Raw genomic sequence first — 24,459 nt, 5'->3', positions numbered from 1 at the left:
GGGGCCCGGCCGGTCGCGGCGGCGGTCTGCGCGGACGTACTCACCGGCGGCCCTCCAACTTCGGGTCGAGGAGGTCGCGCAGGCCGTCGCCGAGCAGGTTGAACCCCAGCACGGCCACGGCGATCGCGGCTCCCGGGTAGACGGCCAGCATCGGCGCCGACCAGAGCATCTCCTGGCTCTCCTGCAGCATCCGGCCCCATGACGGGGTGGGCGGTGGGGTGCCGAAGCCGAGAAACGACAGCGCCGCCTCGGCGAGGACGGCGATGGCGAACCCGACCGAGGACTGCACGATCACCAGGCTGCTGACGTTCGGCAGCACGTGCCGGACGCCGATGGCCCACGGGCCGCGGCCGGCCATGCGGGCGGCGAGCACGTACTCGGTCCGCATCACCTGCAGGGTGCCGCTGCGCACCAGCCGCGCGAAGTTCGGGATGGACGCGATGCCGATGGCGATCATGGCCACCAGCGTGCCCGAGCCGTACACCGCGGCGAACATGATGGCCAGCAGCAGCGCCGGGAAGGCGAGCAGGAGGTCGTTGCCGCGCATGAGTAACTCGCCGAACCAGCGCGGCGCCATCCCGGCGACGACACCGAGCGGCACCCCGATCACCGCGGCGACGCCCACGGCCACGAAGCCGACGAACAGCGTGGTGCGGGCCCCGACGAGGATCTGGCTGAACACGTCGCGGCCGAACTTGTCGGTGCCGAACCAGTGCTCCCAGGACGGTCCCGCCAGCCTCGCCTGCGCATCGACCAGGGTCGGGTCGTGCGGCGTCCAGAGGAACGACAGCAGCGCCATGCCGATGACCGCGGTGACGATCGCGCCGCCCACGACCAGGCTCGCGTTCCACCGGCGGCCGGTGTCCGGTGCGCTCATCGGCCCCCCGTCCGCAGTCGCGGGTCGATCACCAGGTACAGCAGGTCGACCAGGTAGTTCACCAGCAGCACGGCCACCACCAGGACCATCACCACGTCCTGCACGAGGATCAGGTCCCGGTTGGCGACACCGTCGAGCAGGAGGCTGCCCAGCCCCGGGATCACGAAGACCCGCTCCACCACGACGGCCCCGACCAGCAGGGTGGCCAGTTGCAACCCGAGCACCGTCACCACCGGCACCGCGGCGTTGCGCAGCCCGTGGCGCACCAGCGCCCGCATCGGTCGCAGCCCCTTCGACCGCGCGGTGCGCAGGTAGTCCTCGCGCAGCACGTCGAGCACCGCGCTGCGCACGTAGCGGGTGAGGACCGCAGCCTGCACGACGCCGAGCGAGAAGGCGGGCAGCACCAGCTGGCTGGCGAACGCGGCGGGGTCCTCGGCCGGCGGGGTCCAGCCGTTGGCGGGCAACCAGCCCAGGCCCACCGCGAACACGGTGATCAGCAGGATGCCCGCCAGGAACGCCGGCACCGCGACACCAACCTGGGACAGCGCCGACAGCAGCACGCCCGACGGTGTGCGGTGCCGGACCGCGATCAGCGTCCCGGCCGGGACGGCCACCAGGACGGCGATCAGGATCGCGGTGCCGACCAGCCACAGCGTGACCTGCAGCCGGTCGGCGATCTGCGGCCCGATCGCGGCCCCGGACACGTAGGAGTCGCCGAGGTCGAACGTGACCAGCCCGCGCAGCCAGCCGAAGTACTGCGCCACGAGCGGCCGGTCCAGCCCGAACCGCGCGCGCAGCTGGTGGACCGCTTCCTCGGACGCGTTCACGCCCAGGGCGACGCGGGCCGGATCACCCGGCAGCACCGCCATGAACGCGAACACGGCGACCGAAATCACCGCGAGACTGGCCAGCAGGACGGCGGTCCGCCGCAGCAGCCGCAGCAGCACGAGCGCCCCTTCCCGTCGAAGACTTTCCGCTGGTCACCGAACCTCACGACACCGCCTGGCCGGGCCCTCAGAACCGGCCCAGTCCGGTGAGGTCGAACGACTCGGAGAGCCGGTTGCGCGGCAGGCCGGTGATCACGGAGTCGGCGACCACCAGGTTCGGCAGCAGAAACAGCCAGTCCGCGGCGGCGTCCTGGGACACCATGCGGGCGGCCTCCCTGAGAAACCGGACCTGCTCCTCCGGCGTGCCGCGGTCGGCTTTCCGCAGCAGGTCGCGGAAGGCCGCGTTGTCGTATCGGGTGTAGTAGCCCGGATTGCCGAAGACGGCCCCCAGGTCGCGGGGTTCGATGTGGCCGACGATCGACATGTCGTAGTCGGCGTTGGTGAACACGGTGTTCAGCCACGCGGCGGGGAACTCCAGCTGGTCCAGGTGGACCCTGAATCCCAGCTGCTCCAGCTGGCTCTTGACGACCGTGCCGCAGGACGTGGCGTAGGGCAGGGTGGGCAGCCGCAGCCGCAGCGTCGTGCCCGCCTCGCCGGACTCCTGCAGCAGTTGCCGCGCCCGCGCCGGGTCGTGCGGGTACAGCCCGGTCAGGTCCTCGTACCACGGGTCCGTCGGGGGAACCATGCTGCCGATCAGCTGGCCGCGGCCCGCCCAGCAGGTGTCCAGCAGCGCCCGGTGATCGATGCCGTAGCGCACCGCCTGGCGCAGCTTCGGATTGCGCATCGGCCCGGAACCGCCGTTGAACGCCAGCAGGACCTCGTTGTTGGTGGTGCCCTCGATGACCTGGTAGCGGGGGTTGCCCGTGAACTGGCCGAGCGACTCGGGCGTCTGCACCGAGCTGATCACGTTGATCGTTCCGCTCAGCAGCGCGTTGTTCACCGCTGTCGGATCCTTGAAGTACCTGAGGGTGACGGTCGGAAAGTACGGCTTCGGTCCCCAGTAGTCGTCCCGGCGGGCGAGGATGATGGAGTCGCCGCGGGTCCACTTCCGCACGATGTAGGGCCCGGTGCCGACCGGCGTGGTCGCCAGCTGGTCCACCCCGGTGCGGCTGAACATGGCACCGACGCGGGTGGTCATCCGATAGAGCCAGTCGTTGCTGGGTTCGCGGAGGGTGACCCGCAGTTCGGTCGGCGACACCACGTCGGTCCGCTCGACGACGTCGGCGGCCTTCTTCAGCGACACCGTCCAGTCGGTGCGGACGCGATCCAGGGAGAACTTCGCGTCCTCGGCGGTGAACGGCGCGCCGTTGCTGAACGTCGCGCCCTCGACGAGGTGGAAGGTGTAGGTGCGGCGGTCCGGCGAGACGTCCCAGGACCGGGCCAGCGACGCGACGATGTCGCCGCGCTGGTCGACCTTCACCAGCGTCTCGTAGACGTTGTACAGCAGCGCTTCGGGGATCGCGGCGCCGTCGGTGCGGGTGAAGTCCAGGTTCGCGGGTTCGGCGACGAACCCGATGCTCAACGCGTCCTCTCCGGCGCCGTTCCCGCCGGCCCCGGACCCCGCCGAGCACGATGCCAGCAGCAGCGCGGCGACGGCCGACAGCGCCGCGGCCGCCTTCCTGATGTGGGACCTCACGCAGATCTCCGTCCTGTGCTCCGCAGCGCCGAACGTGCTCCGCTGTCGCGCACCACCATAATGGTCTGACCAGTTAACCTGGTTTCAGTTATGCTCTGCATCACGCCGTCGGTTGTCAAGAGTGCGGGCCCGTCGGCGATGACCGGAAGAGGACTCGTGAACGACGCCAGGTTCCAGCAGGTGCGGCCGGTGCGGCTGTACCAGACCATCGTCGAGCAGATCGAGGGCGCCATCGCGCGCGGCGAGTTCCGGCCCGGGCAGCGGCTGCCGAACGAACGGGAACTGGTCGCGCAGTTCGGCGCCTCCCGGCCCACGGTGCGCGAGGCACTGCGGGTGCTGGAGGCCAACGGCGTGATCCGCTCCCGCCCCGGCGACCCGCACGGCCCCGAGGTGCTGCCGTTCTCGCCCAGCGGCCTGGCCAAGCAGATGACCCGGCTGGCCCAACTGGAGGAGATGTCGGTCGCGGAGCTGGTCGCGTTCCGGATGATCCTCGACTCCGCGGCGAACCTGCTCGCCGCGCGGCTGCGCTCGGCGGCCGAACTCGCCGCCATGGAACGCACCCTCGCGGTGATGGCGGAGGCGATCGACCGCGGCTACGACGAGTTCAGCAAGGCCGACGTCGCCTTCCACGACGCGATCGCGAGCGCGAGCCGCAACTCCCTGATCCAGGTGTGCAACAACGTCGTGCGTGGCGTCGTGCTGTCGCTCATCGAGGACAGGGTGGCGCGTTCGCGCAACAGCCGGGCGCTGATGCGCGAATCCCTCCAGCACCACCGGGAGGTCCTGGCCGCGATCCGGGCCGGGGACGGCCAGGCCGCCGCCCGGATCTCCCGCCGCAACATCTATGACTACTACGCGGGCTACGTGCCCGAGAGCGACCGTGCGGCCATGCGCGCGCTGCTGGAGGTCTGAAGCGCGCTCGCCGACGGGTGGCTGTCGTCCACATCCCGTCGGGTCGAGGTGCCCTCACACGGCGGATCCCGTCCGCGGGGCTCAGACCGGCGGTGGCCGGGACGCGCTGCGATATTGGCATGGACGCTCGCTGCGCGAGTGGAGGGTCGCCATGGACGCCACGCACCTCGATCCGGGCCGCTACCACGCGGCGCTGTTCGACCTGGACGGAGTGATCACCAACACCGCCTCGGTGCACGCGGTGGCGTGGAAACGGCTGTTCGACGACTACCTCGTGACCCGCCCGCCGGTGCCCGGGGAGGACCACCGGCCGTTCGACGACGCCGACTACCGCGACCACGTCGGCGGCAAACCCCCGGTGGACGGGGTGCTGGACTTCCTCCGCTCGCGGGGCATCGACCTGCCCCGCGGAGCCCCGGACGACGACGCGGGCGCGGAAACCGGGTACGGGCTCGGCAGGCTCGCAGACCGCCACTTCCGCAGCGTGATCGCGACCAAGGGGGTGCGGGTCGCCGGGGACGCGGTCGCGCTGGTCAAGGTGCTGCGCCGACGCGGCGTCCGCACCGGCGTCGTCTCCGCCAGCCGCAGCTGCACGACGGTGCTCGCCGGCGCAGGGCTGGCGCGGTTGTTCGACGTCCAGGTCGACGGGGTGCTGGCCGAGGAACTCGGGCTGCCCGGCAGACCCGATCCGGCCATGTTCCTGGAGACCGCACGGCGGCTCGGCGTGGCCCCGGACGCCTCGGTGGTGTTCGAGGACGCCGAGGCGGGTGTGCGGGCCGCGCGGCGCGGTGGCTTCGGCCTGATCGTCGGCGTCGACCGCGGCGGGACACGGGAGCGCCTGCTGGCTTCGGGTGCGGACGTGGTCGTGTCCGCGCTCGACGAGATCACCGTGTCGCCCGGCGAACGCCCGCTGTCGGCGGTCCCCGACGCCCTCACCGCCTGGGACGAGATCGCCGCCCGTCTGCGCGGGCGGTCCCCGGTGCTGCTGTTCGACTTCGACGGCACGCTCAGCCCGATCCGGGACACTCCGGAAGAGGTCGAGATGCCCCCGGACAACCGGCGGGCGCTGGAAGAGCTCGCCCGGTCCTGCCCGGTGGCCGTGGTCAGCGGGCGCGACATGCGGGACGTGCGGCAGCGCGTCGGGGTCGCCGCCGCGTGGTATGTCGGCAGCCACGGGTTCGAGGTGGCCGGTCCGACCGGGGAGGAGGTCGTCGCGCATCAAGGCGGGCAGGACGCCCTACCCGCGCTGGACGCGGCCGAACAGCGCCTGCGAGCCGAACTCGGGTCCGTGCCGGGCACCCTGGTCGATCGCAAGCGCTTCGCGCTCGCGGTGCACTACCGGGCCGTTCGCGCCGAGGACGTCGACCGCGTCCGGGAAGCCGTCGAGCGGGTCGCCGCGGCGGCACCCGCGTTGAAGCTCACGCACGGCCGCTGCGTGCTGGAACTGGTGCCCAAGGTCGACTGGCACAAGGGCCGCGCCGTGCGCTGGCTGCTCGGCCACCTCGGCGCGGACCGCGCCACGGTGCCTCTCTATGCCGGTGACGACGTGACCGACGAGGATGCGCTGCGCGAGATCCACGGGGACGGGATCGGGATCGTGGTGCTCAGCGGTGAGCACGGCGACCGCCTGACCTGGGCCCACTACTCGGTGGCGGGGCCGGGCGAGCTGAGCGAGCTACTCACCCGCATCACGTCGTCGCTGCGGTGAGGGCCCGTGCCCGCGCACGGTCGCCACCTGGCGCGGCGGTACGGGGCGTTGACCCAGCTCATCACCTTCGTGCTGCGGCCCACGATGTCGCACCGCGCTCGACCCGCGTCCCCGCCTTCGCTGGGTGATCACCTGCCGGTTCGGTGAGCTCGGGTCCCGCCAGGGTGTGCGCGGCGGCGCTTGCGGGTACGACGACGGTCCTGGGGGCGAGTGCGAACGGAGGCAGCGATGGCTGAGCAGGAAGCCCGGAAGGCGGAATCCCAGGCGGAGCGCACCGGGACGAACTGGACCACGACATCCGGGCGGGGCACCGCGGGAAGCACCGGTGAGATCGCCGAAACATCGCAGGGGCGCACCACGATCGGCGCCACCGTGGTGCAGAAGATCGCCGTCGCGGCCACCCGGCAGGTGCCGGGGGTGGCCGCGCTGGGCGGCGGCATGGCGCGGGCGTTCGGAGCGCTGCGCGAACGCATCCCCGGCGGCAGTTCGTCGCAGACCACCGGTGTGGTCGTCGAGGTCGGGCAGAAGCAGGCCGCGATCGACCTGGAGATCGTCGTGGAGTACGACGTCTCGATCGTGGAACTGGCCCGCGCGGTGCGCCGCAACGTCATCACCGCGGTGGAGGGGATGACGGGCTTGGACGTCGTGGAGGTCAACATCGCCGTTTCCGACATCCGAGTGCCTGGTGAGGAGGAGGAACCCGCGCCCGCACGCGTCGAATGACGCCTCCCGGCGCGGCCTGCGATGCGGGCGCGGGCTCGGCGTGGTCACGCAGGGGCCGGGCCTGCGTGGTGCGCGGGTGCGGGGACCGCGTGGGGACGCGTCTGGATCGCGCGAACAGTCGCGATCCCGCCGTAGACGATCAACCAGATGCCCATGATGTAGGTCAGGGTGACCAGCCCGATGCCGGGGTAGGCCAGCAACGCGATGCCCGCGAGCACGCTGAGAATCCCGGCCGCGATCGCCCACCCGCGCGATTCGACGCGGCTGCCGATGATGCCGTGGAAGGTCTCGATGACGCCGCTGACCATCCAGAACAGCCCCAGCACGATCGGGAACATGACGGCCGCCGCCACCGGCGACCGCAGGATGATCACGCCGCTGATGACAGCCAGTACGGCCAGCAGCACCTGCGCCAGGGCACCTTCCCGATGCGCGCTGACGGCCCTGACGAACCAGAAGATCCCGCCGATGAACAGCTGAACCCCGAAGATCACGGCCAGGGTCAGGATCGCTGGACCCGGCCACGCCAGCACGGCGACGCCGGCGAGCAGGGTGAGGATCCCGAAGGCCATCAACCAACCCCAGGACCGGCCGAGCCGGGCCAGTGGGTCAGCGGCCGCCATGGCGGCCTTGTCCTGCGCGTTCGACATGATCGCCTCGCATGGGTGGAAACGGATCCGACTGCTCCAGATTGGTCCCCGGCGCGGCTTCTCCCCAGGGCCCTACGCCCCGAAGTCGTTCGCTCGCCGCGCCGTGTCGTGCTCCCCGGACCCACCGCAGTCCCCGTTGCCAGGAGAGCCAGGTGCCCGGGGGCGACGGTCCCGCAAGGCGACCGGCGCCCCTGGGCGCTGCGGTGCGTCAGCTCCCGGCGCGGAAGAGGAACCTGGCCTTGCCGACCCAGATCTCGTCGCCGTCGGCGAGTTCGGCCCGTTCCACGAGGCGGCGGTTGAGGTAGGTCCCGGTGAGGGAACCGCGGTCCTCCAGTACGTAGGCGCCGTCGCGCCACCGCAGTTCGGCGTGGTGGCGGGCGACGGTGGCGTCATCGACGACGATGTCGCAGTCCCGCGCCCGACCGATCGTCACCCGCGGCGTGCCCAGCGCGAACCCCGTGCCCGCGTCCGGTCCGCGGTGGATCACCAGCCGAGGACGCGCCTCCGGCTCGACCGGTGCACGCGGCGGGGGCACACTCTTCGCGCCTGCCTCCGGCGAGCGGGACTGCTCCGTCCAGAGCGAGGTCGGTTCGAACCAGGTCACATCCTTGCTCGGGGCGGGCGTGCGGTACCAGGTCTGGTTCACCAGACAGTCTCCTCGTGCTGCGTCGGAAGTGGAGTCGGTGCCGGACCACCCGGCAACCGCCGCCAGCATGCCCGGCCCACCGCGCACCATGCCCAGGTCTTTCGTCCCTTTTTTCCGGGTCGTCCCCCTAGGGACCGGTGCCCATGCTGCCCGGGATGATGCCCAGGTCGCCGCGCCGGCGCGGATCGTGTCCTTGCGGGGGCACCAAGACGTCCACGCCGTCGTGGGTCTCCTCGGCCACGTGGTTGTGGTGGCAGGAGATCGGCTCGCCGAACCGGGCGCCCGGCACGGTGCGCGCCAGCACCCCATGCACCAGCGACATCACGCGGCTGACAGCGCAAGCCGCAGCAACCGCCACAGCTGCACGGTCCCGAATTTGCTTGAACATCAGAAGAACCACCCACCCAGGGACACACCGGGCAAGGTCCCGAATTCGCCTAAAGTTGGAAGAACCACCCCCCTGGGGCGCGGGGGCGGGGTTCCACATGGATGTTGCGGGAACCGGAGCGCAGCATCAGCCACACCCGGTCCGGGCTGCGGGCGTTTGCCGCCGTCACTGTGGCGGTACGCCGGAGAGGAGTCGCGCGATGCGCACGTTCCCCGCTGCACTGGGACTGGACCCCGACGAGGTGGAGCAGGGCGTCCGGCTGGCCGGGATGGCCCCGTCGCTGCACAACAGCCAACCCTGGCGCTTCCGGGTGCTACCGCACGCCATCGAGGTGCACGCGGACCCGGACCGCCGGCTGCCCGCCGCCGACCCGGAGGACCGCGAGCTGCGGCTGGCGTGCGGCGCTGCGCTGTTCAACCTGCGGCTGGCGCTGGAGCACGCGGGGGTGCGGCCGGTGGTGACCCTGCTGCCGCATCTGGCCGGGCCGACCACGCTGGCCGAGGTGCGCAGCGGTGGGCGGGCGAACCCGCGCCCGGAGATGACGCTGCTGTATGAGGCGATCCCGCGGCGGCACACCCACCGCGACCCGTTCCGGGCGACCCCGGTGTCCGCCGAGGTCCGGCATCTGCTGGCCAACGCGGCCCGCGAGGAGAAAAGCTGGTTGCACGTGGTGCAGCCGGGCGGACGCGGCACCCTCGAAGGTCTGGTGCACCGCGCCAACCGCGCACAGCAGGCCAGTGCCCGCTTCCGTGCCGAACTGGCGGCCTGGACCGGGCGGCCTGACGACACCACCGAGGGCGTGCCGGTGTCGCGGGCCGGGCCCAAACCGGAACCGCAGGACCAGTGGGTGCACCGCGACTTCACCGGCGGCCACGCCAGCCGCTCGGCCGAGGTGGAGTTCGAGGCCACCCCGCTGCTGGTCGTGCTGTGCTCGCCGCGCAGCAGCCGGGAAGCCGACCTACAGGCGGGGCAGGCGCTGCAGCGGCTGTGGTTGACCGCGACGACCCGCGGCCTGGTCGCCTCGGTCCTCTCGCAGGTCGTCGAGGTGCCCGAGACCCGCGACGAACTGCGACGGCTGCTCGGCGGCGACCTGGCCCCGCAGGCGCTCCTGCGGATCGGCCACGGGGCGCCGACGGTTCCCACACCGCGCCGCGAAGCCGCCGACACCCTGATCGACGCGTGATCAGGGGCCCTCGGCGAGGGAGCGTCAGCGGTCGGCCAGTTCCCGGAGCATCTCGCGCACCTCCCGGCGTGGCGTCCGCGGCGGTCGCTCCGTGCGCGGCGGCCAGCCGACCCGGATGGCCAGTTGCGGGTACTGCTGCCCGTGCAGCACCGTTCGGCGCACGTGGTCGCGGGTTTCGACCACTTCGAACGCCTCGCTGAGGGGGCAGCTCGCCAGCCCCGCCAGCTCGGCGCGGCACAGCACCACACTGGTCGCCTCACCGGCCGCCAGGTGCGCGCGGACGTCGTCAGCGCGGGTGCTGACCAGCAGGAGGCTGCCCGCGGTCGCGGGCGAGCCGACCTCCTCGTGTGCGACCGGCACGCGCCCGTAGTCGCGGACCACCACGTCGCCGTACCGCTGCCCGTGCACGGGCGAACTGCTTTCCGGCATGCCTTCGGCTGCCTCGACTGTCAGCCCGGTCCAGGCCGCCAGTTCGGCGCGGTAGCGTTCGGACGCCCCGTGCATCACTGCCGCCTTGATGAACGCCTGGGCCAGAGCGTGGCGCTGCTCCCCCTCGACGACCAGCACGTCCGCCCCGGATTCCCGACCGGCCCGCACGAGATCGCCCAGCAGTTCACCCGGCACCGGCTCGGGTCGGTACTGCCTGCGGTCGGCGTGGCGTTCGCAGGCCGCTCCGGCGAGCGCGACGTCGGTCCCACCCGGTTCCGCTGCGGCGACCACCTCGATGGTCGCCAGCAGGTCCGGTTCGGCGGGATCCGGGATCCGCTCGACGCGCACCTGCCAACCCAGCGCCCGCAGCGCCAGAACGGCGTGGTGCAGCGCGGCCCCGTTGCTGATGACCAGTTCGCGCCCGGTCGGATCGGTCTCCGGCAGCACGCGCGAGCGGTCCATCCGCAGCTCCAGGACACCGGCGCCGGCCCGCCACCGCCACGGCTGCACGTTGAACAGCGACGGAGCGCGGCTGGCCAGCGCGACGGCCTCGCGCAACGTGTTCCCGCCCGGATGCTGCATCACGACACCCTCCCGCGTCGCCGGGTACCCATCAGGCTCGCGCGGCCGCCCGGGCGGGAACAGGGTCTACCGGACTGTGTTCCGGCCGGGTCGGCTTGGCCGCCCGCTTCGGGCTGGACAAGCACCGGCGCCCGCGCCATGATCGACAAGTCCGCAACACCGTGGTGAACCGGTTGTGGTGCTGCGGGAGCTTGCTGGACATGGCGCTGCCAGTGCGGTCCGCGCCGCTGCTCCTGCTGCTGTCGCCGGACTGGCCGGTGTCCGCAGTGGACGCAGCGACCGCAGCGGGAAAATCGCGAAAACGCTGGGAAAAACACACCGGATCACGCTGGCCTGCGGGAACTGTCCTCGGGCTGCTCGGTTTCCTTGACGGGTCGGAAAAACCGCATCTATGGTCCAGACCACCCGATCGGCACCGCTCTCCCGGACTGGTCGGCAGGTCGCCGGAATGCCCCCCTCTCCCTTTCCTCGGCCGAGCTCCACCAGCACCGTCTCCCCGAAGAGGAGCTGCGATGAACCTCAAGCCGAAGCTCGCCGCCGCCGCGGTCGGCGCTGCCCTCGCCCCGCTGCTGGTCGCCATCCCCACCAGCACCGCCAGCGCCCACGGATGGATCACCAGCCCGCCCAGCCGCCAGCAGCAGTGCGCCGCCGGGACGGTTCCCTGCGGGGCCATCAAGTACGAGCCGCAGAGCGTCGAGGGCCCGAAGGGCCTGCAGAGCTGCAGCGGCGGCAACAGCCGGTTCGCGGAACTGGACGACGACAGCAAGGGTTGGACCGCCACCCAGGTCGGCAACTCGGTGACCTTCAACTGGAAGCTCACCGCCGCGCACCGCACCTCCACCTGGGAGTACTTCATCGGCGGCAACCGCATCGCCGTCTTCGACCAGGGCGGCCAGCAGCCCCCGAGCCAGCTCTCCCACACCGTCGACCTTGGCGGCGTCTCCGGTAGGCAGAAGGTCCTCGCGGTCTGGAACATCGCCGACACCGCCAACGCCTTCTACGCCTGCATCGACCTCAACGTCGGCTGACCACACCACGCACGAGTGACGAGTGGAGGGCACCGTCGGAGTGAAGTGCCCTCCACTCCGTCCACAGCGGATCGCAATCAGACGAAAGACGTTACGTGGTGCCGGGTCTCTTGGTGGTGCGGGACGGGTACGCCAAGACGAGCGTCCACTCTGGACGCGAAGAGGGTGCTCGGGATCTGCGGTGCGGACGGCAGACCCAGTACTGCCAGCAGGCCGTTGTCGGAGAAGTCGCGCAGTTGCGCCACATCCAGCGACCACGGCTCGTGCGCCAGCGGAGCCACGACCGTCGTGCCGCGGCAGCGGGTGTAGACCCGCCACCTCGCCGTCAGGAAGCGGTCCAGGTCCGTCGGCGCGATGCGGTGGCCGCGGCGGGCCCGGAAGCACAGCGACGCATCACCGCTCGTCGCCCGGTACTCGATCCCGCGCGGCGATGACGCGCGACCTTGCGCGCAAGCCCGGCACGGCAGGTGCGCCACCGCGCCGGCCAATGGCGCGAGAAGGGACTCGGAGACCGCGACCACGAAGAACACCACGCCGCGCCGCCCCTCGTCATCCACCACGTAGGTGCGGACGTTGACCTCGTCGAACCGCCGGGAGCAGCGCAGCCCCACCACGCCCGTGAGCGTGATCCGCAAGCCCACCAACCCGATCCAGCCCGTGCCCGCGAACACGTCGACGTGGGTGCGGGGCGGCAGCAGCGGTGCCAGTTTCGGCGCCGGGCACGGCCAGTTCAGCAGCACCACGTCGCGCAGCGCCAACGAGACCAGCGGGAAGCGCACCGCGTGCGGCGGCGTCAGCGCGACCGGTTCGACGCCCACCGCTACCCCGCCCGCAGCAGCGCCGCATACAGCGTCAGGCCCGGTCCGAAGGCGAGCGCGACCACGTGCCCTCCGGCTTCCAGGTGCCCGCCGGACAGCAGTTCCTCGACCACCAGCAGCAGCGTCGCCGACGAGCAGTTGCCGTGCTCGGCCAGCACTTCCCGCGACGGCCACAACGCCTCCGGCGGCAGACCGAGCGTCCGCTCGACGGTGTCGAGGATGCGCGGCCCGCCCGGGTGCACGGCCCAACCGAGGACGTCACCGCGCCGCAGGCCGTTTCGCGCCAGCAGGTCGCCGACCACCGCGCCGACGTGGCAGGCCAGCACGTCGGGCACCCGCGGCGACAGCCCCATCCGGAACCCGAGATCGGTGATCTCCCAGGTCATGTGGGCGCGCACGCTCGTGTCGGTGAAGGCGGCCAGGTCCACCAGCGTCAGCCGCCCGGTCCGCCGCGGGTGCAGGACCGCGGCCACCGCGGCGTCGCCGAACAGCGCGTGCGAGACGATCTGCTGCGGGTCGTCGGTGGGCGGCTGGATGTGCAGCGACGTCAGCTCCACACACAACAGCACCGCCGCCCGGTGCTGGGCCGTGACGAAGTCGGCGACGCTGCCGAGCGCGGGCAGCGCCGCGTAGCAACCCATGTGCCCGACGAACAACCGCCGCAGATCCGGGCGCAGGCCGAGGGAGTCGACGAGCTTGATGTCCAGCCCCGGGGTGCCGTATCCGGTGCACGAGGCCACGGTGAGCAGACCGATCTCGCCGGCATCGACACCCGCGTCGGCCAGGGCCGCGGCCACCGCCCGGTGCCCCAGCGGCGGTGCCTCCTCGTCGAAGCGGCGCATCCGGGCGGCCGTCGACCAGCCCGACAGGTCCTCCTTGATCGGGTTGGCCACGGTGTTCCTGCGCCGCACCCCGGCCGCGGCGAACAGCCGCCGCGCCAGCGGCCGCCCGCCGAAGTGGTCGCGGAAGAAGTCGTCCCACAGCACCTGCTGCTCGACGGTGTCGGGCAGCGCCGAACCCAGCCCCGCGATCACCGGCGTCACCAACGCGGTGAGTCGGTGTCGTGGTCGGGGTCGCCGCCAAGCGCGGCCACGCCGAGCCAGTCGGCGCAGACGTCGGAGGTCGCTGGCTGCAGCGCCCCGCACCGCGCGTCGCGGTAGATGCGCTCCAGCGGATGCCCGCGTCGGGTCGCCGCCGCCCCGGCCGCCTCCAGCACCGACGACGCCACCTGCGCGGCGGTGTCGCCGGCGACCAGCTTCGCCCGCCACACCCAGCGGTTCGTCTCCGGCTCCCCCGGCTGCTCGGTCACCCGCCGCGCCGCCTCCCGCACCACCGACTCGGCTGCGGCCACCGCCGCATCGGCGCGCCCCATCCGGGACCGCACCGTAGGCAACCCGTGCAGGCCGCGTTCGCACAGGTGCGCCGCACCGTTTCGCAGCGCAGAGCGGGCCACCCCGACGTACACCGCGGCGTAGGAGGCGACCAGCCACTGGGGCATGACCTGCGCGACCAGCAACGCCAGCCCCTCGATTCCGCCGAGCAGCGCCTCCGGGCCGACCCGCACGTCGAAGTGCACGTCGTGGCTGCCGGTGGCCCGCATGCCCATCGCATCCCAGGTCGGTTCGACCAGGACGCCGTCACCTGCGGGCACGAGGAAGTACGACACCGTCGGCTCGGCCGCATCACCGTCCTTCGCGGTGACCAGGTACGCGTCCGCGTGCCCGGCGCCGGAAACGAACGCCTTGCTGCCGCGGATTCGGTACCCGCCGTCGACCCGCCGGTAGGTGGTCGTGGTGCGCGACAACCGCGAACCGCTGCCGCGTTCGCTCATCGCCACCCCGTACAGGGCCCCGGCGGCGGCTGCCCCGAGCAGCCGGTCGCGTTCGGCGAGAAACGCGTCCGTGGCCCCCAGTTCTCGCAGCAGTTCGTCGGAAGTGTGTGCGAGCGCGCCGGTCACCGAGGCGTGCATGTTGAAGATCAGGGCGGTGGAGCCCGCCCCGCTGCCCAGTTCGACGGCCACCGCGGCGTAGTCGGCGAACGACGCGCCGGAACCACCGAGTTCCTCGGGCACCATCAGCCCGAGCAGGCCGTGCTCGCGCAGGTCGGCGAAGTCCGCGGCAGGGAACTCGCCGGTGGCGTCGTGCTGCTGGGAGCGTGCCGCCAGGCGCGGCAAGAGTTCCCGCGCCACCTGCCGCGCGGCGGCGGGTGAAGATAGTTCTGCGACCGGGAAAACCGACAACGGCGATCATCCTCCCTTCCGGCCGATGCCCTGGAACAGCACCGCCGTGGTGAAAACCGGCACCATCCGGACCGCGGCTCGCCGCCGGAGGGCCCACGCCGCCAGGTCCCGCCCCGACGGGCGCAGTCCCCACATCGCCAGTTTGACGCCGTGGCGGGCGGTTTCGGCACGCAGCCGCGCACGGTCGACCAGCAGCGCCGGGTCGTGCAGGCCCCGCACCGCCAGGCCCGGCAGGCGTTCGGCGATGCCGATGGCGACCACCCGGCACAGCGCGGTGTCCGCCAGCGCGTCCAGCACCAGCAGGCCGCCGCGCCGCAGGACACGGCAGACTTCGGCCACGGCCGCGGGCAGGTCGGCAACGTGTTCCAGCACCTCCCCGGCGACCACGCAGTCCGCGCACCCGTCGGGCAGCGGAACCGCCCGCACGTCACCGACGACCAGCAGCACCCCGTGGTCTTCGGCTTGGCGCAGCGCGGTTTCCGAGCGGTCCACGCCGACGTGCCGGTATCCCTTGCCCACCAGGTGCGGGGCGAGCAGGCCCGCCCCGCAGCCGAGGTCGACCAGCACCGCGCCGCGGCGCGACGCCGGCGGGATGAGCGCTGCGCGCGCGGCGGCCAGCCAGTGCAACATCGCGAAGACGCCGCGGGGCTGCCACCACTGGTCGGCGAACACCTCGTACAGCTGGGGATCGTTGCGCCGCACGGTCCGGTCGGAACGTGCCATGCGCTCCAGGCTGGCACACTCAGCCGAATGCGGCACCTCGCAACGGCGTGCGCGCTGGTCCGGGCCTCGCACCCGGTTCCGGCATTCGGTGTCACCGCGATCGCGACCGGGCTGGCGGCCACCACGGGGCGCGGCGCGGCCGGTCTGCTGCTCACCGCCGCGGCGGTGCTGGCCGGCCAGTTGTCGGTGGGGTGGCTCAACGACCTGGTGGACGCCGAGCGGGACGCGCGGGTTGGCCGGTGCGGAAAGCCGATCGCCGCGGGGGTGCTGTCCCGGGACGTGGTGCTGGTCGCGGTCGTGGTGGCGGCGCTGGTGGCGGTGCTGGGCTCGGTGCCGTTCGGTGCTGCCGCCGCGGCGGCGCACGTGCTGGCGCTGGTTTCGGCGTGGGCCTACGACCTCGGGGTGAAGGCTGGTCCGCTGTCGGTCGTGCCGTACGCGGTGTCGTTCGGGCTGCTGCTGGCTTTCGTGACGCTCGGCAGCGGCAACCCGCCGCCGCTGTGGCTGGTGCTCGCCGGGGCGCTACTGGGGTCGGCCGCGCATTTCGCAAACGTGCTGCCGGACCTGCACGACGACGCGGTGACGGGAGTGCGGGGCCTGCCGCACCGGCTGGGCGCGGCGGGCAGCAGCGCGGTGGCCGCGGCCCTGGTGCTGGCCGCGTCCACGGCACTGGTGTTCGGGCCGCCGGGCCTCGCCGCCGCGGGCTGGGTGGTGTTGCCCGGCGCGGCGCTGGTGCTGGTGGTGGGACTGGTGCTGGGGCGGCGGCCGGGGGCGCGCACCGCGTTCCACGCCGTGCTGCTCGTGGCGCTGCTGGACGTGGTGCTCCTGCTGGGCGCGGGCGTCTCCCCAAGCTGACTTCGGTCCACAGTAGATGTTCCCGGCTCGGTGGCGAACACCAGCGCCGCCTGCTGCGGTCCCGGCGGGACCTGCGCCGCCCGCCGGGACGCGAGGTTCGCCGATTTCGAGGAGTACGCGCCGATTCCCACTGACATCGCCGGGTTCGTCCACAACGTCCGGTGTGTCGTGGGGCGCCACACCGAACCTGCATGCGCGCGAGCCGCGCGCGACGCCTCCGCGTCAGAGGACGAGCATGGCGAAGGCGATGATGTTGTCCCGGTAGCTTCGGGCCGCCTTGTCGAATGAGCCGCCGCAGGTGATCAGCCGCAGTTCCGGGCCAGTGGTGTCACCGTAGACCTCGTCGGACGGGAACCGCGCCTTCGGCACCTGCCGCATGCGCTGCACCACGAACCGGGCCACCCGCCCGTCGCGGCGGCCGACGAGGATCTCGTCGCCGGGCCGGAGTTCCCGCAGGCGCGCGAAGATTCCCTCCTCGCCGTTGCCGTTGACGTGCCCCAGGATCACGGCGGGTCCCGTTTCCCCCGGCGTGGGGCCGTGCTTGTACCACCCGGCCAGCATCGGCTGGTCCAGCGGCGGCACCTGCACCGTCCGGTCCGGGTTGAGCCCCAGCGGCACCAGCGACGACCTGGCGCCGATGCGTGGGATCTCCAGCCAGACCGGTTCGGACGCGGGCAGCGCGGCGGCGGAAGCCAGTGGCGCGGCAGCGGAAGCCGGTGGCGCGACCGGGGGGTACCCGCCCGATGCCAGATCGAGGGGTTGCGCGGCCACCCCGCACCCGGCCAGCAGCACGGCCAGGGCGGCCGCGGCAACGCCGCGACCACCCCGGATCACGCGGTCGCGCGCGGTCATCCGACGTGCCTGGTGTTCGCCCGGCGGCGCAGCCACACCGCGCCAGCCCCGGCCAGGCCCGCGACCGCGGCCGCACCGCCCAGCAGCGCCGGGTCGACACCGTTGTCCGGTCGGCCACCGGTCTGCGGCGCGCCTTCGGGACGCTGCCGCACCTGCGGGGCCGGGGACGCCTCCGTGACGTCCGACGGAGGCTGCTGGCGCTCCGCCCGCGGCGGCACCTGCGTCGGCTTGCCACCCGGCGGCACCTGCGGGTCTTCGGCCCGCGGCGGCACCTCCGTCGGCTTGCCACCCGGCGGCACCTGCGGGTCTTCGGCCCGCGGCGGCACCTCCGTCGGCTTGCCACCCGGCGGCACCTGCGGCACCGGTGGGGTCTGGGCCTGCGGCGGCTCCGTCGGCGTGGACTGCCCGGGTTCGGTCGTCACCGGTTGCGGGGCCTGCTCCGCGTCCGCCCAGCCGAGCGGGGCCGTCAGCGGCAACGCCGTCGCGCCCAGCAGAGCCGCGGCCGCGGCCATGCGCCCAAGCTTCATCAAGCACTTCCTTCCACTCCATCCAACCGCCCGCGGCGGCCGGATTCCTCGGGGACGGCTGCGAGCCTGCCGCGGTCTTATCAAGATCCAGTCCACCAAAGATGAAGAACCCGTTCGGAAAATCCGGATGTAACGATCCTGTTCAACCGCACGCGTTCCGGCCTCGCCGGCGCACGGCGCCCGCGATAATGCGAGCCGTGAGCGCACAGGTGCTGGTCGCCGAGGACGATCCGAAACAGGCAGAACTGGTCCGCCGCTATCTGGAGCGGGAGAACCACCGCGTCGTCGTGGTGCACGACGGGCGCGCGGCGATCGACGAGGCCCGGCGACGCACCCCCGACCTGGTGGTGCTGGACGTGATGATGCCGAAGGTGGACGGTCTGGACGTCTGCCGCGTGCTCCGTGCCGAGTCCGACGTGCCGATCCTGCTGCTGACCGCCCGCACCACCGAGGACGACGTGCTGCTGGGCCTGGACCTGGGCGCCGACGACTACGTCACCAAGCCCTACAGCCCGCGACAGCTCGTGGCCCGCATCCGCGCCCTGCTGCGCCGGGTCCGGCGGATGCGTGAATCCGGGGAGCAGCCGCTGCGCGTGGGCGAGCTGGTGGTGGACCCACAGCGCCACGAGGTCACGATGGGCGGCGTACTGCTGGACTGCACGCCCGCGGAGTTCCGGATGCTGGCGGTGCTGGCGGCCGAACCGGGCCGCGCCTTCACCCGCGCCCAGCTGCTGTCGCAGGCGTTCGGCACCGACCGCTACATCACCGAGCGGACCGTGGACGTGCACGTGATGAACCTGCGCCGCAAGCTGGAACCCGATCCGCGACGGCCGACTTACCTGCTGACGGTGTACGGCATCGGTTACAAGCTGCGCGACGCCGATGGCCCGGCGGCATAGCCTGCTGGCGCGGCTGCTGGCCATGTCGGTGCTGGTGGCCGGTTGTTCGATCGGCGCCACCGCGTGGCTGGCCGCGCAGAGCACCAACAGCGCGATCAACCAGGAGATCGGCGAAACCCTGGCCACCGACGCCAAGATCTACGACGCGCTGCTGGGCCACGCGGCCACCCACCCGCAGTGGTCGGGGGTACAGCAGCTGGTGGCGGAGCTGGCCGCGCAGACCGGACGGCGCATCGCGGTCACCACCACCACGCGCGCGCCCATCGCCGACTCCGGTGGCCCGCAGGACCCCCCGCTGCCGAAGACACCGTCCGCGGTGGTGGATCCGCTGGCCGTCGACCCGGTGCTCAAACCAGACTCCGCGGACTCCGGCATCGATGCCCGCGCGGTGGGCCCGTACCGGTTGACCGACGCCGAGCGCGAAGACATCCGCCAGCACGCCCAGCGGCAGCAGGCGTGCCTGCGGGCGCGCGGGGAGCAGGCCACCCTCGTCGAACTGCCCACCGGCCGCACGACGGTGCAGGTACTCGACCAGCAGGCCAGCGCGAGGGTGCCCCCGACGTTCCCGCTGGTGGTGGCCCCGACACCGCCGCCGGCGGAGCGGATCGGGTGGTGCGCGGAGCCGCCGCCGACCACCGCGACCGAAACCGAGGCCACCCGGCAACTGCTGGAGCTGGTCAACGCCTGCCTGTCCCGGCAGGGGCTCGAGCCGCTGGCGGTGGCGCCCGAGTCGGTCGTCTTCCCCGAGGGGCTGCAGTCGACACCGGAGACCAAGCGCTGCGTGGACGCCGGGCGACGCGAACAGCTCGCCCCCTACGTCTCCCCCGCCGCCCAGCTGTTCATCACCCGCCCAGGCAGCAGCATCAACAGCGCCGTCGATCTGTCCACTGTGGGCGTGGCGCGGATCGCGTGGACGGCGCTGGGCGTACTGGTGGTCACCGTCGGGGTGACGGCGCTGGCCGCCAGCCGGCTGGTGCGGCCGATCACGGCGATCACCGCGGCGGCGCGGCGGATGGGCGACGGCGACCGCTCCGTGCGCGTCGACACCCGGGCGCGCGGCGAGATCGGCGAGCTGGCCGCAGCGTTCAACGCGATGTCCGAGCAGGTGGCGCGCAGCGAGCAGCAGCGCCGCACGATGGTCAGCGACGTCGCGCACGAACTGCGCACCCCACTGGTGAACGTGCGCGGCTGGTTGGAGGCCGCGCAGGACGGGGTGGCGACGCTGGACCAACCGCTGGTGGCGTCGCTGCTGGAGGAGACACTGCTGCTGCAGCACCTGGTCGACGACCTGCAGGACCTCGCGCTGGCCGACGCGGGCAAGCTGCGCGTGTACCCCGAGCCGGTGCACGTGGGGGCGCTGCTGGAGCAGGTGACGGCGGCGCACCGGGGTCGTGCCGAGGCGGTGGGCATCGAGCTGACCGCGACCGTTGACGGCGACCCGGATCTTACCGCCGACCCCACGCGGCTGCGCCAGGCGCTGGGCAACCTGGTGTCCAACGCGCTGCGCTTCACCAGGCCGGGCGGCCGGGTGTCGCTGTGGGCGCGGCGGGAGGGCGACCACGTGCTCATCGACGTGGCCGACACCGGTGTCGGCATCGACGCCGAATCGCTGCCGCACATTTTCGACCGGTTCTGGCGGGCGGAGAAGTCCCGCAGCCGCGACCGGGGCGGCAGCGGCCTGGGCCTGGCGATCACCCACCACCTCGTGGCAGTGCACGGCGGCCGCATCGAGGTGCGCAGCACCGTCGGCGTCGGCACCACCTTCACCCTGCACCTGCCCGCCTAGGCAAGGTTTCCCTGCCGGGCACGCGGGCTTCAGAGCAGGAAGGAGAACAGCGGGGAGCCCGGCGGCACCTGCTCGATCTGCAGCTGCGACTCGGCCATCCGCTTGAGCAGCGCGTCGATGTCCTCCGCGCTGTCCAGCTCGATGCCCACCAGCGCCGGACCGGTCTCCCGGTTGTTCTTCTTGACGTACTCGAAAGCCACGATGTCCTGGCCCTCGTCGAGCACGTCGTCCAGGAAATGCCGCAACGCACCCGGTTCCTGCGGGAACGTCACCAGGAAGTAGTGCCGCAGCCCCTCGTGTACCAGGGACCGCTCGACCACCTCGCCGTAGCGGCTCAGGTCGTTGTTGCCGCCCGAGACCACGCACACCACCGGACCGCGCGGTCGGCGCTGCAACGGCATCCGGACCGCCGCGCTGGCCAGCGCCCCGGCCGGTTCGGCGATGATCCCGTCGGTCTGGTACAGCTCGATCATCTCGGTGCACACCGCGCCCTCGGGCACCGCGACCAGCTCGTCGACCAGCTCCCGGACCACCCGGTAGCTGACGTCGCCGACGCGGCCCACCGCGGCACCGTCGACGAACGTGTCCACCGTGGGCAGCGCCACCGGACCGCCGTGGTCCAGCGCCGCGCGCATGCTCGCCGCACCCGCCGGTTCCGCCCCCACCACGTGCACCTCGGGGAAGTGCTCCTTGAGCCACAGCACGATGCCGGCCAGTAGACCACCGCCGCCGACCGGCACCACCACCGTGTCGATCGGGCCCACGTGCTGCTCGGCGATCTCCAACCCCACGGTGCCCTGCCCGGCGATGGTCCGCGGGTCGTCGAACGGGTGCACGTAGACCGCGCCGGTGCGGGCGCTATCCTCGTGCGCGGCGACGCTGGCCTCGTCGAACGAGCTGCCGACAATCACCGGCTCCACCCACCGGCCGCCGATCTCGGCGATCCGCCGCCGCTTCTGCCGGGGCGTGTTGGCCGGCAGGTACACCCGGCCCCGGATTTCCAGCTCGTGGCAGGCGAACGCCACGCCCTGCGCGTGGTTGCCCGCGCTCGCGCACACCACACCGCGGTCCCGCTCGTCCGACCCCAGCGACGAGATCAGGTTGTAGGCGCCACGGACCTTGTACGAGCGGCAGACCTGCAGGTCCTCCCGCTTGAGCCGCACCGGAACGCCCAGCTCGCCGGTCAGTCGGCTGCTCAGCTCCAGCGGGGTGCGCCGCACCACCTGCCGCAGACGGGTACCGGCACGGAAGATCGCCGCGGGATTCAGCTCATCGGACACCTGTCGATACTAGTTCCGCACGCGGCCATCCCTCCTGGCGGGTGCACCGGAGCCGCCGTTCGTAGCAACGGCGGGAACATCGGCCCTGTCGGGGCGCGGGCCCCCATCGCACGCTGAGGCGAAGGCATGACCCTGGGGGTGTGGTCGTGGTCAGGACGAAGCAATCCGTGGTGGTGGGCGTCGACGGCTCCGAGTCGTCCGCGCAGGCCGCGCGCTGGGCGACCGCCGAAGCAGCGCGGCTGGCAGCACCCGTGCACCTGCTGCTGGTCAACGACGACCCGGCCCGCGAGGCGTTCGCCAAGCAGACCGTGCACGACCTCGCCGAACGCTGCCGGTTGGACCACCCGGAACTCGACATCACCGCGGACGTCGACGACGGCCACCCCGCGGCCGAACTGATCCACCGTTCCGACGCGGCACTGCTGCTCGTGGTCGGCTCCCGCGGGCACGGCGCGTTCCGCGACGCCCTGCTCGGCTCGATCAGCACCTCGGTGGCCGCGCACGCCCGGTGCCCGGTCGTGGTCGTGCGCGGCCACGAGACCGAGTCCGGACCGGTGGTCGTCGGGGTCGACAACTCCACCGGCAGCCGCACGGCGCTGCACTACGCGTTCGAGGCCGCCAACCGGCGGCACACCGAACTCGTGGCGGTGCAGGCATTGCCGGACACGTACTTCACCGGCAGCGCCTACCCCCAACCCGACCGCCGCGACCTGCACGACCGCGCGGACCTGCACCTGTCCGAACAGCTCTCCGGCTGGTGCGCGGACTACCCGGACGTGCCGATCCGCCGCGAGGTGGCCGCCCAGCACCCGGTGACCGCGCTGTGCGACGCCGCCCGGCACGCCCAACTGCTCGTGGTAGGCCACCGCGGGCACGGCGGCTTCGCGGGCTTGCTGCTCGGCTCGGTCGCCAACGGAGTGCTCCACCACGCCCCCTGCCCGGTCGCGATCGTCCGCGCCGCGCCGCCTGACCGGCGTACGCGACCGGGGCGGAGGTCCCCCGCACTCCGACGCGATCAGGCGTCCGGGGAGTTGCGCCAGACCGCTCGGTAGCGCTCCGCCGCCTCCGCGTCACGCTGACGACGCACCGCCGAGCCATGCCCCGGCGGGTAACCGTGGCGGACCAGGCGCGCATCCACGTTGTCCACCGCGCTCGTCAGAACGATCCGCGCCACCACGAGCAGCCCGAGCAGCAGGGCGCCCGCCGCGATCGGCCAGGAACCGCCGAAGACGCCGAGCCCGACGAACACCACCGCCGCCAACGGCGCGATCTGGAGCAGGCCGCGCAGCAGCACCCGCAGCAGCCACGTCCGGCACGTGCCGTCGTGCAGCACCCACTCCCGGTGACGCTCCGGCAGCGTGCCGCCGAACTGGTAGTACAGCCACATCACGGGGTTCGGGCGCTTGCCGGGCACCGCGCCAGCCTACAACCCGCGTCCCGACGCCCCCTTCCACCGGGCCGTTCCGCATGCAAGGATCACGGTCAACTGTTCTGACCACTGCCGGGAACAGCACGCGAAGAAGGATCGGACGCATGTTCAACGTCGAGAAGGTCCGGTTGGCCGGAGCGGACATCCGACTCCCCAGGATGATCCCGATCGAGCAGCGGTTCGCCGACCCGACCGTCGCGGACCTGGAAGGCACCATCCGCGGTCAGGTCGCCGAGCACGACCGCATCCGCCCGGTCAGCGGCAAGCGGATCGCGATCACCGCGGGCAGCCGCGGCGTGGCACAGATCGACCGCATCGTGGCCACCCTCGTCGACGCCCTCGTCAACCACGGCGCCAAGCCGTTCGTGGTGCCCGCCATGGGCAGCCACGGCGGAGCCACCGCCGAGGGTCAGCGGCAGGTGCTGGCCGAGTACGGCATCACCGAGCAGACCGTGGGCGCCCCGGTGGTGTCATCGATGGAGACGGTGGTGGTCGCCGAACTGCCCGACGGCACCCCGGTGCACCTCGACGCCGAAGCCGCGCAGGCCGACGGCGTGGTGGTGCTGGGGCGGGTCAAGCCGCACACCGACTTCCGCGGCACCCACGAGAGCGGCCTGGCCAAGATGATCGCCATCGGGCTCGGCAAGCACCGCGGCGCGACGGTCCTGCACTCGCACGGCTTCGAAAAGTTCGACACGCTCATTCCCGAGGTGGCCCGCGCGGTCCTGGACGTCGTGCCGATCGAGTTCGGCATGGCCGTGGTGGAGAACGCCTACGAGCACGTCGCGCACCTGGAGCTGGTCGAACCCGAACGTCTGCTCGACCGGGAGGCGGAGCTGCTCGAGGAGGCCAAGCGGCTGATGCCGACGCTGCTGGTGTCCGACATCGACGTGCTGGTGGTCGACGAGATCGGCAAGGACATCAGCGGCGCCGGGATGGACCCCAACATCACCGGCCGCGCTCCGGTAAACTCCGACAAGTTCCACGCGGTGCCGATCAAGCGGATCGTGGTGCTGGGGCTGACCGAGCACACCAACGGCAACGCCTGCGGCCTCGGCGTGGCCGACGTGACCACCCAGCGCTGCCTGGACCAGATCGAGTTCGGCTCCTTCTACACGAACTCGCTGACCTCCGGGGTGCCCGACGGCGCCCGCATCCCGATGGCGCTGGCCAACGACCGCGACGCGATCGTGGCGGCCCTGCACCTGTCCCGCGGCCCGCAGGACCGCCCGGCGAAGGTGGTGCGCATCCGCAACACCCTGTCGCTGTCGCGCATCGAGGTCTCGGAGTCCTACGCCCAGGAGGTGGCCGACCACCCGGACCTGGTCGCGGTCGGCGAACCGCACGACTGGGCCTTCGACGACACGGGCACCCTCCCCCCGCTCCCACCCATCCACTGACCCGC

25 protein-coding genes are annotated in these 24,459 nt (G+C 72.4%); 10 read left to right on the top strand and 15 right to left on the bottom strand.

Annotated features, from left to right (window positions below; translation table 11 throughout):
- Positions 1–40: 40 nt before the first annotated feature.
- From IEY17_RS12300 to IEY17_RS12290, 3 genes are all read right to left on the bottom strand, one after another.
- Complete coding sequence (locus IEY17_RS12300; RefSeq protein ID WP_188987475.1) at positions 41–877, bottom strand: ABC transporter permease; 837 nt, start codon at positions 875–877, stop codon at positions 41–43.
- Positions 874–1,824: an ABC transporter permease gene (locus IEY17_RS12295; RefSeq protein WP_188987474.1), complete on the bottom strand. Its 951-nt coding sequence runs from the start codon at positions 1,822–1,824 to the stop codon at positions 874–876. The genes IEY17_RS12300 and IEY17_RS12295 overlap by 4 nt, the downstream gene beginning before the upstream one ends.
- Before the next feature lie 67 nt (positions 1,825–1,891).
- On the bottom strand, positions 1,892–3,400 hold the full coding sequence (locus IEY17_RS12290) for an ABC transporter substrate-binding protein (RefSeq protein WP_188987473.1): 1,509 nt from the start codon (positions 3,398–3,400) through the stop codon (positions 1,892–1,894).
- A gap of 156 nt (positions 3,401–3,556) precedes the next feature.
- On the opposite strand from IEY17_RS12290, the gene IEY17_RS12285 reads away from it, so the two are divergent.
- From IEY17_RS12285 to IEY17_RS12275, 3 genes are all read left to right on the top strand, one after another.
- The gene (locus IEY17_RS12285; protein ID WP_229680072.1) at positions 3,557–4,312 is read left to right on the top strand and encodes a FadR/GntR family transcriptional regulator; all 756 of its coding nucleotides are present in this window, start codon (positions 3,557–3,559) and stop codon (positions 4,310–4,312) included.
- Positions 4,313–4,463: 151 nt separating this feature from the next.
- The gene (otsB, locus tag IEY17_RS12280; protein WP_188987472.1) at positions 4,464–6,020 is read left to right on the top strand and encodes a trehalose-phosphatase; all 1,557 of its coding nucleotides are present in this window, start codon (positions 4,464–4,466) and stop codon (positions 6,018–6,020) included.
- A gap of 228 nt (positions 6,021–6,248) precedes the next feature.
- Entirely contained in the window at positions 6,249–6,743 is a 495-nt protein-coding gene (locus tag IEY17_RS12275) for an Asp23/Gls24 family envelope stress response protein (protein WP_188987471.1), read from the top strand.
- A gap of 44 nt (positions 6,744–6,787) precedes the next feature.
- Here the strand turns inward: IEY17_RS12275 and IEY17_RS12270 are convergent, their stop codons facing one another.
- The 3 genes from IEY17_RS12270 to IEY17_RS25355 form a co-directional block, all read right to left on the bottom strand.
- Positions 6,788–7,393 carry an HdeD family acid-resistance protein gene (locus IEY17_RS12270; RefSeq protein WP_229680071.1) on the bottom strand — a complete coding sequence of 202 codons (606 nt, stop codon included), beginning with the start codon at positions 7,391–7,393 and terminating at the stop codon, positions 6,788–6,790.
- 208 nt (positions 7,394–7,601) lie between these two features.
- A complete protein-coding gene (locus tag IEY17_RS12265) occupies positions 7,602–8,039 on the bottom strand; it encodes an FHA domain-containing protein (RefSeq protein WP_229680070.1) in 438 nt (145 codons plus the stop codon).
- Between the two features lie 127 nt (positions 8,040–8,166).
- Positions 8,167–8,361, bottom strand: coding sequence for an RtcB family protein (locus tag IEY17_RS25355; RefSeq protein WP_229680069.1), 195 nt, complete (start codon positions 8,359–8,361; stop codon positions 8,167–8,169).
- Positions 8,362–8,626: 265 nt separating this feature from the next.
- Here IEY17_RS25355 and IEY17_RS12255 point away from each other — a divergent pair, with 265 nt between their 5' ends.
- Positions 8,627–9,610, top strand: coding sequence for an Acg family FMN-binding oxidoreductase (locus tag IEY17_RS12255; RefSeq protein ID WP_188987468.1), 984 nt, complete (start codon positions 8,627–8,629; stop codon positions 9,608–9,610).
- A gap of 24 nt (positions 9,611–9,634) precedes the next feature.
- Here the strand turns inward: IEY17_RS12255 and IEY17_RS12250 are convergent, their stop codons facing one another.
- Positions 9,635–10,621, bottom strand: coding sequence for an Acg family FMN-binding oxidoreductase (locus tag IEY17_RS12250; RefSeq protein WP_188987558.1), 987 nt, complete (start codon positions 10,619–10,621; stop codon positions 9,635–9,637).
- A gap of 512 nt (positions 10,622–11,133) precedes the next feature.
- Between IEY17_RS12250 and IEY17_RS12245 the strand changes: the two genes are divergently transcribed.
- Positions 11,134–11,649 (top strand): lytic polysaccharide monooxygenase auxiliary activity family 9 protein, encoded by a 516-nt coding sequence (locus IEY17_RS12245; protein WP_188987467.1) that lies wholly within the window; start codon positions 11,134–11,136, stop codon positions 11,647–11,649.
- A gap of 77 nt (positions 11,650–11,726) precedes the next feature.
- Here the strand turns inward: IEY17_RS12245 and IEY17_RS12240 are convergent, their stop codons facing one another.
- From IEY17_RS12240 to IEY17_RS12225, 4 genes are read right to left on the bottom strand one after another with little or no spacing between them, the layout of a single operon-like run.
- Positions 11,727–12,467 (bottom strand): DUF2071 domain-containing protein, encoded by a 741-nt coding sequence (locus IEY17_RS12240; protein WP_188987466.1) that lies wholly within the window; start codon positions 12,465–12,467, stop codon positions 11,727–11,729.
- A 2-nt stretch (positions 12,468–12,469) separates the two neighbouring features.
- Complete coding sequence (locus IEY17_RS12235; RefSeq protein ID WP_229680068.1) at positions 12,470–13,510, bottom strand: type III polyketide synthase; 1,041 nt, start codon at positions 13,508–13,510, stop codon at positions 12,470–12,472.
- On the bottom strand, positions 13,507–14,706 hold the full coding sequence (locus IEY17_RS12230; protein WP_188987464.1) for an acyl-CoA dehydrogenase family protein: 1,200 nt from the start codon (positions 14,704–14,706) through the stop codon (positions 13,507–13,509). Before IEY17_RS12230 ends, IEY17_RS12235 begins: the two co-directional genes overlap by 4 nt.
- Positions 14,707–14,712: 6 nt before the next feature.
- Complete coding sequence (locus tag IEY17_RS12225) at positions 14,713–15,429, bottom strand: class I SAM-dependent methyltransferase (protein WP_188987463.1); 717 nt, start codon at positions 15,427–15,429, stop codon at positions 14,713–14,715.
- Between the two features lie 27 nt (positions 15,430–15,456).
- Between IEY17_RS12225 and IEY17_RS12220 the strand changes: the two genes are divergently transcribed.
- Complete coding sequence (locus tag IEY17_RS12220; RefSeq protein ID WP_188987462.1) at positions 15,457–16,281, top strand: UbiA family prenyltransferase; 825 nt, start codon at positions 15,457–15,459, stop codon at positions 16,279–16,281.
- A gap of 222 nt (positions 16,282–16,503) precedes the next feature.
- Here IEY17_RS12220 and IEY17_RS12215 read toward each other — a convergent pair whose 3' ends face one another.
- Together IEY17_RS12215 and IEY17_RS12210 are read right to left on the bottom strand one after the other, a co-directional pair.
- Complete coding sequence (locus tag IEY17_RS12215) at positions 16,504–17,133, bottom strand: class F sortase (protein ID WP_188987461.1); 630 nt, start codon at positions 17,131–17,133, stop codon at positions 16,504–16,506.
- Positions 17,130–17,660 (bottom strand): hypothetical protein, encoded by a 531-nt coding sequence (locus IEY17_RS12210; protein WP_188987460.1) that lies wholly within the window; start codon positions 17,658–17,660, stop codon positions 17,130–17,132. The genes IEY17_RS12215 and IEY17_RS12210 overlap by 4 nt, the downstream gene beginning before the upstream one ends.
- Positions 17,661–17,857: 197 nt before the next feature.
- Here IEY17_RS12210 and IEY17_RS12205 point away from each other — a divergent pair, with 197 nt between their 5' ends.
- Both IEY17_RS12205 and IEY17_RS12200 read left to right on the top strand, forming a co-directional pair.
- A complete protein-coding gene (locus IEY17_RS12205; RefSeq protein WP_188987459.1) occupies positions 17,858–18,559 on the top strand; it encodes a response regulator transcription factor in 702 nt (233 codons plus the stop codon).
- Entirely contained in the window at positions 18,543–20,345 is a 1,803-nt protein-coding gene (locus IEY17_RS12200; protein ID WP_188987458.1) for a sensor histidine kinase, read from the top strand. The genes IEY17_RS12205 and IEY17_RS12200 overlap by 17 nt, the downstream gene beginning before the upstream one ends.
- A 29-nt stretch (positions 20,346–20,374) precedes the next feature.
- Here the strand turns inward: IEY17_RS12200 and ilvA are convergent, their stop codons facing one another.
- Positions 20,375–21,625, bottom strand: coding sequence for a threonine ammonia-lyase IlvA (ilvA, locus tag IEY17_RS12195; RefSeq protein ID WP_188987457.1), 1,251 nt, complete (start codon positions 21,623–21,625; stop codon positions 20,375–20,377).
- Positions 21,626–21,771: 146 nt separating this feature from the next.
- Between ilvA and IEY17_RS12190 the strand changes: the two genes are divergently transcribed.
- The gene (locus IEY17_RS12190; protein WP_229680067.1) at positions 21,772–22,677 is read left to right on the top strand and encodes a universal stress protein; all 906 of its coding nucleotides are present in this window, start codon (positions 21,772–21,774) and stop codon (positions 22,675–22,677) included.
- Here the strand turns inward: IEY17_RS12190 and IEY17_RS12185 are convergent.
- A complete protein-coding gene (locus tag IEY17_RS12185) occupies positions 22,641–23,039 on the bottom strand; it encodes a DUF5313 family protein (protein WP_188987456.1) in 399 nt (132 codons plus the stop codon). The two genes, IEY17_RS12190 and IEY17_RS12185, sit on opposite strands and share 37 nt — an antisense overlap.
- A 119-nt stretch (positions 23,040–23,158) precedes the next feature.
- On the opposite strand from IEY17_RS12185, the gene IEY17_RS12180 reads away from it, so the two are divergent.
- A complete protein-coding gene (locus IEY17_RS12180; RefSeq protein WP_188987455.1) occupies positions 23,159–24,454 on the top strand; it encodes a nickel pincer cofactor-dependent isomerase, group 22 in 1,296 nt (431 codons plus the stop codon).
- The last annotated feature ends 5 nt before the right edge of the window (positions 24,455–24,459 follow it).

Origin of the sequence: Saccharopolyspora thermophila, from assembly GCF_014646075.1 — a bacterium.
GTDB classification, from domain to species: Bacteria; Actinomycetota; Actinomycetes; order Mycobacteriales; family Pseudonocardiaceae; genus Saccharopolyspora; species Saccharopolyspora thermophila.
This window is presented reverse-complemented; position numbering and strand designations above follow the sequence as displayed.

Bases quoted from the DNA above. Each gene is read 5' to 3' on its own strand.
- IEY17_RS12245 (WP_188987467.1), top strand. From the start codon at position 11,134: ATGAACCTCAAGCCGAAGCTCGCCGCCGCCGCGGTCGGCGCTGCCCTC.
- IEY17_RS12200 (WP_188987458.1), top strand. From the start codon at position 18,543: ATGGCCCGGCGGCATAGCCTGCTGGCGCGGCTGCTGGCCATGTCGGTG.
- IEY17_RS12255 (WP_188987468.1), top strand. From the start codon at position 8,627: ATGCGCACGTTCCCCGCTGCACTGGGACTGGACCCCGACGAGGTGGAG.
- IEY17_RS12300 (WP_188987475.1), bottom strand. From the start codon at position 877: ATGAGCGCACCGGACACCGGCCGCCGGTGGAACGCGAGCCTGGTCGTG.
- IEY17_RS12250 (WP_188987558.1), bottom strand. From the start codon at position 10,621: ATGCAGCATCCGGGCGGGAACACGTTGCGCGAGGCCGTCGCGCTGGCC.
- IEY17_RS12275 (WP_188987471.1), top strand. From the start codon at position 6,249: ATGGCTGAGCAGGAAGCCCGGAAGGCGGAATCCCAGGCGGAGCGCACC.
- otsB (WP_188987472.1), top strand. From the start codon at position 4,464: ATGGACGCCACGCACCTCGATCCGGGCCGCTACCACGCGGCGCTGTTC.
- IEY17_RS12270 (WP_229680071.1), bottom strand. From the start codon at position 7,393: ATGTCGAACGCGCAGGACAAGGCCGCCATGGCGGCCGCTGACCCACTG.
- IEY17_RS12180 (WP_188987455.1), top strand. From the start codon at position 23,159: ATGTTCAACGTCGAGAAGGTCCGGTTGGCCGGAGCGGACATCCGACTC.
- IEY17_RS12225 (WP_188987463.1), bottom strand. From the start codon at position 15,429: ATGGCACGTTCCGACCGGACCGTGCGGCGCAACGATCCCCAGCTGTAC.
- IEY17_RS12215 (WP_188987461.1), bottom strand. From the start codon at position 17,133: ATGACCGCGCGCGACCGCGTGATCCGGGGTGGTCGCGGCGTTGCCGCG.
- IEY17_RS12220 (WP_188987462.1), top strand. From the start codon at position 15,457: ATGCGGCACCTCGCAACGGCGTGCGCGCTGGTCCGGGCCTCGCACCCG.
- IEY17_RS25355 (WP_229680069.1), bottom strand. From the start codon at position 8,361: ATGTCGCTGGTGCATGGGGTGCTGGCGCGCACCGTGCCGGGCGCCCGG.
- IEY17_RS12210 (WP_188987460.1), bottom strand. From the start codon at position 17,660: ATGAAGCTTGGGCGCATGGCCGCGGCCGCGGCTCTGCTGGGCGCGACG.